The organism is Pseudomonadota bacterium (assembly GCA_030860485.1).
Taxonomy (GTDB): Bacteria; Pseudomonadota; Gammaproteobacteria; order JACCXJ01; family JACCXJ01; genus JACCXJ01.
Genome location: JALZID010000022.1, coordinates 1 through 11,104, shown reverse-complemented (window position 1 = coordinate 11,104; position 11,104 = coordinate 1). Strand labels below are relative to the sequence as shown.

The 11,104-nt window shown below is 66.3% G+C and carries 11 protein-coding genes; 6 read left to right on the top strand and 5 right to left on the bottom strand.

Annotation, left to right across the window (positions count from 1 at the left end; translation table 11 throughout):
• The 5 genes from M3461_00910 to M3461_00890 form a co-directional block, all read right to left on the bottom strand.
• The coding region (locus M3461_00910) for a Sua5/YciO/YrdC/YwlC family protein (GenBank protein ID MDQ3773040.1) at positions 1-353 on the bottom strand (353 nt) is incomplete at its 3' end.
• A 29-nt stretch (positions 354-382) separates the two neighbouring features.
• On the bottom strand, positions 383-907 hold the full coding sequence (gene purE / locus M3461_00905) for a 5-(carboxyamino)imidazole ribonucleotide mutase (GenBank protein ID MDQ3773039.1): 525 nt from the start codon (positions 905-907) through the stop codon (positions 383-385).
• A 22-nt stretch (positions 908-929) separates the two neighbouring features.
• Positions 930-3,239: a type I DNA topoisomerase gene (gene topA / locus M3461_00900; GenBank protein ID MDQ3773038.1), complete on the bottom strand. Its 2,310-nt coding sequence runs from the start codon at positions 3,237-3,239 to the stop codon at positions 930-932.
• Between the two features lie 119 nt (positions 3,240-3,358).
• A complete protein-coding gene (dprA, locus tag M3461_00895) occupies positions 3,359-4,504 on the bottom strand; it encodes a DNA-processing protein DprA (protein MDQ3773037.1) in 1,146 nt (381 codons plus the stop codon).
• Positions 4,505-4,532: 28 nt separating this feature from the next.
• Positions 4,533-5,648 carry a LysM peptidoglycan-binding domain-containing protein gene (locus M3461_00890; protein ID MDQ3773036.1) on the bottom strand — a complete coding sequence of 372 codons (1,116 nt, stop codon included), beginning with the start codon at positions 5,646-5,648 and terminating at the stop codon, positions 4,533-4,535.
• Between the two features lie 200 nt (positions 5,649-5,848).
• Here M3461_00890 and def point away from each other — a divergent pair, with 200 nt between their 5' ends.
• The 6 genes from def (at position 5,849) to M3461_00860 (ending at position 10,994) form a co-directional block, all read left to right on the top strand.
• Positions 5,849-6,352 (top strand): peptide deformylase, encoded by a 504-nt coding sequence (def, locus tag M3461_00885; GenBank protein MDQ3773035.1) that lies wholly within the window; start codon positions 5,849-5,851, stop codon positions 6,350-6,352.
• A 61-nt stretch (positions 6,353-6,413) separates the two neighbouring features.
• On the top strand, positions 6,414-7,340 hold the full coding sequence (gene fmt / locus M3461_00880) for a methionyl-tRNA formyltransferase (GenBank protein ID MDQ3773034.1): 927 nt from the start codon (positions 6,414-6,416) through the stop codon (positions 7,338-7,340).
• Between the two features lie 68 nt (positions 7,341-7,408).
• Positions 7,409-8,728 (top strand): 16S rRNA (cytosine(967)-C(5))-methyltransferase RsmB, encoded by a 1,320-nt coding sequence (gene rsmB, locus M3461_00875; GenBank protein ID MDQ3773033.1) that lies wholly within the window; start codon positions 7,409-7,411, stop codon positions 8,726-8,728.
• 573 nt (positions 8,729-9,301) lie between these two features.
• Positions 9,302-10,090, top strand: coding sequence for an FkbM family methyltransferase (locus M3461_00870; GenBank protein ID MDQ3773032.1), 789 nt, complete (start codon positions 9,302-9,304; stop codon positions 10,088-10,090).
• Positions 10,091-10,523: 433 nt separating this feature from the next.
• Entirely contained in the window at positions 10,524-10,682 is a 159-nt protein-coding gene (locus M3461_00865; GenBank protein MDQ3773031.1) for a hypothetical protein, read from the top strand.
• Between the two features lie 243 nt (positions 10,683-10,925).
• Positions 10,926-10,994, top strand: a complete 69-nt coding sequence (locus tag M3461_00860) for a hypothetical protein (protein ID MDQ3773030.1) — start codon at positions 10,926-10,928, stop codon at positions 10,992-10,994.
• Positions 10,995-11,104: the final 110 nt, after the last annotated feature.

The window sequence follows — 11,104 nt, the reverse complement described above, 5'->3', positions numbered from 1 at the left end:
GCCACCGGGTGCGCGGTGACGCGCACGGCCAGACCCCGGCGCCCGCCCGTCAGCCGCCTCGACACGCCGGGGCAGGCCGGCAGGACCCAGGTCACCGGGCCCGGCCAGGTCGCGAGCACGCGCCCCCGCACCTCGGCATCGGGGAAGGTCACGAGCCCAGACAGATCCTCGTGCGCGCCGGCGATCACGATGAATCCCTTGCAGAGTGGCCGCCGCTTGAGACGCACCAGACACAAGAGCGCCGTCTCGTTCCAGGGATCGCAGCCGATCCCGAACACCGCCTCGGTCGGATAGGCGATCACCCCGCCGCCGGCGAGCGCCCGAGCCGCCCGCACCAGGTCCCAGCCGTGCACCCCGCCAATCCTCTATAGATTAGGCTCGTTCAGTCCCTTCCAGCCGGGCCGTGGGGGTAGCGCTCGACGAGCTCGGTGTTCTTGCGCCGGATCGCTTCGGCCATCGCCACGCGGTCGGCACGCAGGCGCTCCGCCAGCCGTCCATCCGCCAGTGCCAGGATCTCGGCCGCGAGATACCCGGCGTTCTTGGCCCCGGCTTTCCCGATCGCGACGCAGGCCACCGGCACACCGCCCGGCATCTGCACGGTCGAGAGCAGGGCATCGAAGCCACTGAGGGGGCCACCCGCCATCGGGACCCCGATCACGGGCTTGACGGTGACCGCCGCCACCGCGCCGGCGAGGTGCGCGGCCAGCCCGGCCGCGGCGATGAACACCCCGCAGCCACGGCCATCGGCATCGCGGACATAGGCCTGGGTGTCTTCGGGGCTGCGATGGGCGGACAGAACCCGCAACTCGGCCCGCACCCCGAGCGCAGAGAGGACCTCGATGGCAGACTCCATCACCGGAAGGTCGGAGTCCGAGCCCATCATCACCGCCACGAACGGTTCTGGCATCCCATCAGCCTCACGTGTCCCCTCAGCCGGCCGCAACCGCCGCCTGCGGGTCCTCCTGATGCCACGGCTCGGAGAAACGGCAGTTCTTCTGGGCACAGGCGCGCGTCGCGCCCTTGCTCTTGGTGACCTTGATGACGGAGATGGGCCAACGGCATTGCGGGCAGGGCAACGCCACGGGCTCGTTCCAGACGGCATACTGGCAGCCCGGATAGCCGGAGCAGGAAAAGAACACCTTACCGCGCCGCGACTTGCGCCTGAGCAGGTGGCCCGCATGGCACTCGGGGCACCCCACCCCGGTGTCGGCCGGCCGCTCCAGGGGCTCGATGAACCGGCATTTGGGATAGGCGCTGCAGCCGATGAAGGGCCCGTAACGCCCGGCCCGCATAAGGAGCGGCGAGTCGCACTCCGGACAAGTCCGGCCCTCCACGACCTCGGCGGCCGGTGCAGCCTGCGCCTGACCGTCGACATTGCGCGTGTAATCGCAATCCGGATAGCCGGTGCAGCCGATGAACCGGCCGCGCCGCCCGAGGCGGGTCGCGAGCGGCTTTCCACACTTGGGACAGGCCTCTTCCAGCAGTTCCTGGGTGGCGTCCTTGCGGCTCACGGTCTCGGCCTTGGTATCGATGAGGCGCTTGAAGTCGGTCCAGAACGCCTGCATCACCGGGGTCCACTCCTTTTCGCCCCGCGAGATGGCATCCAGCTCGTCCTCGAGACGGGCGGTGAAGCCGTAATCCACATAATCGGTGAAATGCTCCGTGAGGAAGCGGGTGACCACGCGCCCGACATCGGTCGGTTGGAAGCGCTTGGTCTCCAGGGTCACGTACTCGCGTTGCTGCAGGGTCGAGATGATGGCCGCGTAGGTCGAGGGACGGCCGATCCCGTGCTCTTCCAGGGCCTTGACCAGCGAGGCCTCGGTGTAGCGCGGCGGCGGCTCGGTGAAGTGCTGATTGGCCTCGATAAGGTCCAGGGTCACCTGGTCGCCGACCAGCATGGGCGGTAACAGGGTGTCGTCCAGCTCGGCGCCCTTGTCGTCCCGGCCCTCCAGGTAAACGGCCATGAACCCGGGATCGGCGAGCGTCGACCCGGTGGCCCGAAACAGGTTGCCCGGCCCGCACATGAGGTCCACCGCCACCATAGCGATGGTGGCATCGATCATCTGGCAGGCCACGGTGCGCTTCCAGATGAGGTCGTAGAGCCGCCACTGCTCGACGCTCAACTGGGACTTCAACCGTTCGGGATGCCGTCCGATCGCGGTGGGGCGGATCGCCTCATGGGCCTCCTGGGCATTCTTGGCCGTGGTCCGGAAGCGCCGCGGCGCACTCGGGACCTGACTCGCCCCGTAGCGCGAGGTGATGAGCTCGCGGACCTCATTCACGGCCTCGGCGGCCAGGTTCACGGAATCGGTGCGCATATAGGTGATGAGGCCCACGGCCCCTTCCCCGATGTCGATGCCCTCGTAGAGCTGCTGGGCGACGCGCATGGTGCGGCTTGCCGTGAAACCGAGCTTGCGCGCCCCCTCCTGTTGCAGGGTCGAGGTGATGAAGGGCGGGGCCGGCTGGCGCTTGCGCTTCTTCTTTTCGACCTCGGTGACCAGGAGCCGGCCTTCGGCGACGAACAGCAACCGGTCCCGTACGCGTGCAGCCTCCTCACCGTTCACGATGCTGAACTGCTTCTGCTTCTCTCCCTCGAACACGGCGAGCTTGGCGACGAAGGGCTGATCCACATGGCGGGCTTGGGCCTCGATGGTCCAGTACTCCCGGGTCTCGAAGGCTTCGATCTCCTCCTCGCGCTCGACGATCATGCGCAGCGCCGGGCTCTGCACCCGGCCGGCGGACAGCCCGCCCCGGATCTTGCGCCACAAGAGCGGCGAGAGGTTGAAACCCACCAAGTAATCCAGGGCCCGCCGCGCCTGCTGGGCATTGACGAGGTCCACCGACAGGGCGCGCGGTCGCTCCAAGGCGTCGGTGATCGCCCGGCGCGTGATCTCGTGGAACACCACCCGATAGACCGGTTTGTCGTCCAGCACCTCGCGCTCGCGCAAGACCTCCGTCACATGCCAGGAAATGGCCTCGCCCTCCCGATCGAGATCGGTGGCGAGATACAAGGCCTCGGCGGAACGCATGGCGCGACTGATGGCGTCCACGTGCCTGACGTTCTTTTCGATCAGCTCATAGCGCATGGCGAAACCGTGGTCGGTGTCCACCGCACCCTCCTTGGGCAGGAGATCGCGCACATGCCCGTAGGAGGCGAGCACCTTGTAGCCGGGGCCGAGGTAGCGGCCGATGGTCCTGGCCTTGGCGGGGGATTCGACGATCAACAGGTTCTTGGCCATGTGAGACAGGGGTGATTAGTGGAAGGAAGGGGCGGCGTATGATGGATTCTACTCGGCCGATGGGCCGCGGACGTACACAACGAACATCTGTCGTGCGCCGAGGTCCTCACGCGCGGGGCTCAGGCCTGCGCCATTCGGACATAGTTCCCGCCCGCCTCGGCCCGCACATATCCGCGCAGCTCCAGGATCAAAAGCATGGAGGAAACCACAGGGGCCGTCAATCCGCTACGCGCGACCAGGAGGTCGATCGATGCCGGATCGTGGCCGAGGCAATCGATCAGGCGCCGATAGTCCTCATCCAGCCCTTCGGGCTCGAAGCCCATGTCGACCTGCTGCGGTCGAGGACCTCCGGCACGCTCGGCCGCCACGACCGGCGGCACGGAGCGGTGCATGGGGATCAATTCCTCAAGGATGTCCCCGAGCGTCTCGACGAGCTTGGCGCCGTCCCGGATCAGCGCGTGGCAACCCCGCGATAGGGGGCTCTTGATCGACCCTGGGACGGCCAGGACCGCGCGCCCCTGTTCCATGGCATGGCGGGCCGTAATGAGCGACCCGCTCCGGTGCGCGGCCTCGATCACCAGCGTCCCGAGCGACAGGCCGCTGATGATGCGGTTGCGCCTCGGGAAGTTCTGGGCGATGGGCGGCGTCCCGAGCGGGAGCTCCGTGACCAGGGCCCCGAGAGCGGCGATCTCCCGGGCCAGCTCGCGATGGCGTACCGGATAGACGCAGTCGAGCCCGGTGCCGGCCACCCCCACGGTCGGGCCCGGGCCGGACAGCGCCCCACGATGGGCCGCGGCGTCGATCCCGAGCGCCAGTCCACTCGTGATGCAGAGCCCGGACTGCACCAGGGCGCGGCTGAACTCGTAGGCGAGCTCCATCCCCGCCCGGCTGGCATTGCGGCTCCCCACGATAGCCAGCTGAGGATTCGACAGGACGCGGTGATCGCCGTTGACGAAGACGACCGGCGGCGGGTCCGGGATCTCGCGCAGCAGCGGGGGATAATCGGGGTCCAGGAGCAGGAGGACATGGTGGCCGGGCTCATCGTTCCAGCGCCGGGCAGCATCGACGGCCCCCCACTCCGGGGCACGCAGATAGGCGATGGCCTTGCCGTCGAGCCCCGCTGCGGCGAGCTCACCGGGCGCCGCGCTCAGCACCGCCTGCGCGCTGCCGAAGCGGCCGTACAAGGATCTAAAGGTGCGTGCCGCCACGCCCGGCGCCCGGTGCAGCACCAGCCAGCAGGATCGCTCGTCACGGCCCTTCACGATGGGGCCGCCTATACCCTGCGCACTTGCCTCAGGGGTTCTTCACGGCGTCGTAGAGATGCACCGGATGCGTCGCCGCCATGACCAGGGCGTAGCTCACCCTCGGGAAGGTCCGGAACACCATGAGATCGGCGATGCGTTCGGACGGTAGCTCCGCGAGATCACCCCGGCTGCTCGAAACCTTGGCGCTCAGCGGGTCACGTACCAGGAGCCCGCTCCGCAAGACGGATAGGACGTGTCCAGGCTCGAGACCCGCACGCTCGCCACGGTTCAGGACCACCACCTGTTTCGGACCGACCTGCGAGATCGCGTCCATGACGGAGATGACGCTGCCTGTCACCGGTTTTGGCGGGGCGTGGGGGACGAACTCCGGGTACACCGCCCCGGTCAAGGGCAACAGCCGGTCACCGGACAGTACCTCGCGGTTCGAGCGGGTGATCACGGCGGTGGCCGGGTCGCCGGCGCGTTCCAAAACGGCATCGGCCACGTGCAAGGCCTCATAGCCCAAGGCCCCGCCCTCGGCACCGATGCAGTCTTCGGCATATCGGAGTGCGACGGGTTCCAGGGTCGCGTAACGGGTGTTCTCGTCGCGTTGCGCGGGCGGATCGCGATACACCTCGCCACACCGCACCACCGTGTACTGGGTCCCGGGCTCGGCCGGGGGCAGCCCGCGGATGTAGATGCGGTTCGTCTCCGCCGGGGTCAGGTGCTCGTCCTGGCTCGAGACCACATAGGGCGCGTCGGCCAGGTCCTCCGGACCCACCACACGCGGCTGGATCAGGAACGGCCAGATGGCGTCCAGGGGGATGGGAGGCACCACCCGATCGTGCTCGGACGCCCGGACGGTCGGCGACAGCTTGACGTGCCGGGAGTGGCGGGAGTAAAGCCTCGGACGCCCCCCCTCCATGCCGACCCATAGCACATCGCCGACATAGATCCGGTGCGGGTTCTTGACCTGCGGGTTCTGCTCCCACACCTCGGGCCACAGCCACGGCCGGCGCAGGAAGGTAGACGCGATGTCCCACAGGGTATCGCCCTGCTTGACGACGTAGCGCGTCGGGTGGCCGGGCTTCAGATCGGCGACCTCGGCCGCGGCGCCGTGCGCGAACGCTGTGGCCAACAAGACTTGAAGTAGTTTTCTCAACATGGCGTATATATTCCGATCTCTCTCAGGCGATCTCTCTCAGACCGAGGAAAGAACGTCGTAAGGTCGTACCCTGCTTGAAGCTTGGTCGTGACCCGGGAGAAAATACACCGGAGGCGATCGCGGGCCCGCCGCCGCCGGACGCATCTGCTATTATTCATTTGCTATCATGGTGGTGGTGCTCGACCCCCTCCCGTTTGACGATGGCCATCCTGCAGGTCCTTTACCATCCTGATCCGCGGCTGCGGATCAAAGCTGCCCTCGTCGCGGTCGTCGACGACGAGATCTGGCGTCTGGCCGCGGACATGATGGAGACCATGTATGCCGCGCCGGGCATCGGGCTCGCCGCCACCCAGGTCAACGTCCACCGCCGTCTCCTGGTGGTCGATGTCTCGGAGACCCACGACCAACCACTATGCCTGATCAACCCCACTCTGCTCCAGAAGGACGGGGTCGAACGCATGGAAGAAGGCTGCCTGTCGGTCCCCGGGGTCTTCGAAGAGGTGGAGCGGGCCGAACGTATCCGCATCCGCTTCCAGGACCTCGAAGGCCGTACTGTGGAACAAGACGCCGACGGCCTGCTCGCCGTGTGCATCCAGCACGAGATAGACCATCTCGAGGGTAAACTGTTTTTGGACTACCTCTCGCCCTTGAAGCGCAGCCGCATCACCAAGAAGCTGACGAAGGCCCAAAAGCAGGCCCTGTGAAGCTCGGCACATCAGTGCTCGCCCGGTAGGGTCCCGGTAACTCCCGGTAAATAAAGCAATATTGGCGCGCATCGTCTTCGCCGGTACCCCGGCCTTCGCGGCGACGGTCCTCGACGGCCTGATCGAGGACCGTGACGCCGAGATCGTGGCGGTCTACACCCAGCCGGACCGCCCGGCCGGCCGTGGTCTTAAGCTCGCCGAGACCCCCGTCAAGATGCTGGCGCGGGCCGCGGGGCTCATGGTGCGCGAGCCCCCGTCACTCAAGACCCCCTCCGAGCAGGAGGCCGTGGCGCAGCTCGCCCCCGATGTGATGGTCGTGGTCGGCTACGGCCAGATCCTGCCGCAAGCGGTCCTCGACATCCCCGTGCTGGGCTGTATCAACGTCCATGCCTCGCTGCTCCCGCGCTGGCGAGGTGCCGCACCCATCGCCGCCGCCATCCTCGCCGGCGACGCCGAGAGCGGTGTGACCATCATGCGGATGACGGCCGGGCTGGATAGCGGACCCATTCTCCACCAGATACGCTGCCCCATCACGGACGGCGACACTGCCGGCGATCTCCGTGACCGACTGGCGGATCTGGGGAAGCAGGCGCTTACCCAGGCCCTCCCGGCGGTACTCGCGGGCCAGATCGACGAACGGCCCCAGGATGAACCCCTGGCGACCTATGCTCCGAAGATCGAGCGCGCGCAAGCGCGATTGGACTGGCGCCGGCCGGCCGTGGAGCTGGTACGCCGGGTACGGGCCTTCAATCCCCGTCCCGTGGCCTTCGGCGAGGTCGCCGGGATCGAATTGCGGGTCTTCGAGGCCATCGCGATGCTCATCCCGACGGACCGCCCATCCGGATCGGTCCTGGCCTCCGGCGACGGGCATCTGGATGTGGCCACCTCCGAGGGTGTCTTGCGGCTCTTGCGAGTCCAGGCCCCGGGCCGCCGCCCGCTCAGCGCCGCCGAGTTCCTGCGCGGACATCCCGAGATCACCCGTGCCTAGCCCGCAGTTCTCACCGGCACTCCGCTGCGGTCGCCGATCCGCGCCCTCGCGACGGCCGCTGGTGAGAGATGCGGGCTAGGGATGGCTCGGAGCCACGCGCCACGGCCGCGCGCGTCTTGGCGGCCGTGATGGCGGACCGGCGGTCCCTGTCCGCGTCCTTGCCGGGGCACCTCGCGACCCTGTCCGATCCCAAGGACCGGGCCCTGGCGCAGGAGATCTGCTATGGCGTCCTGCGCTGGCTGCCCCGCCTCGATTTCTGGCTCCGCCGGCTCCTCACGCGCCCGATGGAGCGGCAGGACCCTATCGTCCTGGCCCTCTTGCTCGCGGGGCTGTATCAGGTCCGGTACCTGCGCGTACCCCCGCACGCCGCCGTGGCGGCCACCGCCGAGGCCTGTCGGCGCCTGAAGAAACCCTGGGCGGTCCCGCTCGTCAATGCGGTACTGCGGCGTTTCCTCGCCACCCGCGAGGCATCGATCGAGAGCACCTCCCCCGAAAGCGCACGTTTCGCGCACCCCGAATGGCTCCTGTGCGCGTTTCGCAGGGCCTGGCCCAGCCACTGGGAGGCTATCGCGACGGCCAACAACCAGGCCCCGCCGATGGCGATCCGGGTCAATTCGAGGCGCGCCGGCCGCGATCCCTACCTGGTCGAGTTGCGCGACGCCGGTATCGTCGCCAGCCCCGCGCCCCATGCCGATCAGGGGCTGGTGCTGGCTTGCCCGATGGACGCCGCGGCGCTGCCCGGTTTCCGGATGGGGGCGGTCTCCGTCCAGGACACGGCGGCCCAGCTTGCGGCACCGCTGCTCGAGGTTCGGGCCGGTCACTACGTCCTCGACGCCTGCGCGGCGCCCGGCGGAAAGGCGGCGCATGTCCTGGAGATGTCGCCCGCGGCCCACCTCGTGGCGGTGGACAAAGACCCCGGTCGATTGGTGAACGTATCGAGCACCCTCGAACGGCTCGGGCTGCAAGCCCGGGTCATGAGCGGCGATGCCGCCGACCCCAATACCTTCTGGGACGGCCGCCCCTTCGACCGCATACTCCTCGACACCCCGTGCTCGGGCACCGGCGTCATACGGCGCCACCCCGATATCAAGGTCCTGCGCCGGCCGCAGGACATCGCGCGCATGGCCGAGGAGCAGTCCCGGTTGCTGGAAGCCCTGTGGCCGCTCCTCGGCCTCGGAGGTAAGCTCCTGTACGCCACCTGCTCCGTCCTTCCCGAGGAAAATGCGCATCGCATCGACGCCTTTCTAGGTGTACACCGGGACGCCCGCCTGGTGCCCATCGAGGCCGCCTGGGGCCGCGATACCGGCGTCGGCCGGCAGATCCTCCCGGGCGAGGACAACATGGACGGGTTCTTCTATGCCCTGCTTGAGAAGGTTGAAGGCGTTTAGCCCGAGGCGGCGTCCCGCCGAGCGGCGAGGTCATGGTCGGCGGGCAGACCGCTGGTGGAACCCCCGAATCGGGCTCTAAGACACGGTCCTGGCCCCGTGAACCGCGTCCTGCGAGCGCTGCCGTCCGAGGCCATGTCAAACGCCGGGTCTCTATCGAACGTCTCCAAGAACTTGGGTATCAGCCTCGCCGGCCAAAAGCGGTCAAGGTGACTTGATCGGCACCGATGGACTCGCGTCCGAGCACCCGGCCTCGCCTGTCCGCCACCCCACAGCCCCTGCAGCCACCCGAAACCCGGCCGGGGCCAGCCCGAACGCGCTCTTTCCTCCCTCATCCTGGACCACCCAACCACCGGCCGGCCCGTCCGACCTAGCAATACCTGTTGCAAAGACCCATTGAATTTCCTATCCTTTAACCACAGGATCGACAGCCCTGCAATTATTTCGACACCGTGGCCGCCTGCGCCATAAGTTCTTTTCATCAGCTGCTTACGTATCACACGTGCCTTCTTGCACCCACGGATTCCGCGGAGGAGCCACTAGATACTGACAGCTAGATTCTAGATCATATTTTCCATGCACCTACCACAAGATACGCTGCGAGACCACATCAACCAGTTCGTCCTTGATCTTAAGTTCAAATGGATTCCGTTTCGGGGTTACTACCGTTTCCGCTCGTACAAGTACATGAAGTGGATTGACCCTGAAATGGGGTTGCTAAGATATGTCGTAGATCCCAAACGCATCAGCCTAGACGTTGGCGCGAATCATGGTCTTTTCACGCATTTCCTTGCCCGCTATTCTCCCCATGTCCATGCATTCGAGCCAAATCCGCTGCCGTTTAATGTGCTTAAACGCGTCGTGGATAGGAATGTTACCGTATACCACATGGCACTTACCGACCGGACGTCCGACGTCGAATTGGTTGTGCCGAAAGGACGGAAGGGGTGGACGAATAACGGTGCGTCCTTAGACCGAAAACGAGAAGGTCATTTCGCGATCGTCAAGGTGCCGGGAAGTCGCATCGACGATCTTGATCTCAAAGACATCGGGTTCATCAAGATCGATGTCGAGGGGCACGAGAATATCGTTCTCAAGGGTGCAATCGCTACTTTGCAGCGCGACCGTCCGAATCTGTTCCTGGAAAACGAATATGCGCATGTAGGTGCGGCGGCAGACGACGTATTTAGATTACTTCGTGATCTAGGCTATGACGGCTTTTTCCTTGGCGATGGTGTGGTTAAGCACATATCGCATTTTTCGCGGGAGCAATATCAAATCGGGCCGCGCCGAGAATCAGGCAGGTCTGAGCGCTACGTGAAGAACTTCATCTTTATACCAAAAGAGGGCCCTTCGGTCGGGTAGTATCAGCACAGCCATGCCTGTAACCTAGGAGCAGCAACGCGCGTAAGGCGGAAGGGTAGTCAGCTTGACAAAGCTATGACAGGGCGGAAGCCACTTCTTGGTGTTCCGCCTATGGCCGCCGGCCGAAGCGCCCCATGCAGCGGATCGCTCTGCGGGCATCGGTCCTACAAATGCCACCGCTCCAATCGGCATGGAGACGGCGTTATCGATGGTACCGGCTGGCAGCAGAGGTGAACGCTGCGGCGGAACGCCCACAAAGCGGGCTTTCGCCCTCTCTGCTGCGTCGGTTCCTCGCCGGCCAAGAAGCAGTTCTCGATGATTCATCCTGCGAAAGCGCACGATTGACTCACCTCGGGTGGATCTCTGCGCCCTTCGAGGGGCTTGGCCTGCCGACTGGGAAGCCATCGCGACGGCCAATAACGAGGCCCCGCCGATGGCGATCCGGGTCAACGCGCGGCCGACAGATTCCTGCCGGGGGAGGATGCGGATGGACGGGTTCTTCTATGCCCGGTTCCAGAAGGCCGAAGGCGCCGTGCGGCGAGGTCGCGTCCTCAGGGCCGACCGCTGGCGGAACGCCCGGATTGGGCTCTGAAGACACGATCCTGGCCGCGTGAACCGCGCCCTGCGAGCGCTGCGATCTAGGGCCGTACCGATACCCCCCTTCCGGTTCAGCCCCTGAGCCGACCATCCCCCTTCGCCGTCACTCGCGCGCCACGCCAACTGGTCCCGATACTTGGCGCCTCGGGTCAATGAGCAGCCCGAGAATTCCCCGGTCGTGGACCCAGGACCCGCTCACCGCTGGGTTGCACTGGTGCAGTCGGCGACGAGCTTACCCGTGTTTTCCTTGGCACTGCCCGCGGGCGTACTGGCCGACCCCGTTGATCCACTATCGGCGGTAAAATAGGTTTCGCAGCCCCCCTGGAGCGAGGACGATGAGTTGGACCGAAGCCGATGCCCCCATCTGCACGAGCTGTGCATCGACCCCCGCTATCGAGACGATCATCGAAGCGAGGA

Excerpts from the sequence above, each read along its gene's own strand:
- purE (MDQ3773039.1), bottom strand. The coding sequence starts at position 907 with ATGCCAGAACCGTTCGTGGCGGTGATGATGGGCTCGGACTCCGACCTT.
- M3461_00890 (MDQ3773036.1), bottom strand. The coding sequence starts at position 5,648 with ATGTTGAGAAAACTACTTCAAGTCTTGTTGGCCACAGCGTTCGCGCAC.
- topA (MDQ3773038.1), bottom strand. The coding sequence starts at position 3,239 with ATGGCCAAGAACCTGTTGATCGTCGAATCCCCCGCCAAGGCCAGGACC.
- rsmB (MDQ3773033.1), top strand. The coding sequence starts at position 7,409 with ATGCGGGCTAGGGATGGCTCGGAGCCACGCGCCACGGCCGCGCGCGTC.
- M3461_00870 (MDQ3773032.1), top strand. The coding sequence starts at position 9,302 with ATGCACCTACCACAAGATACGCTGCGAGACCACATCAACCAGTTCGTC.
- M3461_00865 (MDQ3773031.1), top strand. The coding sequence starts at position 10,524 with ATGGCGATCCGGGTCAACGCGCGGCCGACAGATTCCTGCCGGGGGAGG.
- def (MDQ3773035.1), top strand. The coding sequence starts at position 5,849 with ATGGCCATCCTGCAGGTCCTTTACCATCCTGATCCGCGGCTGCGGATC.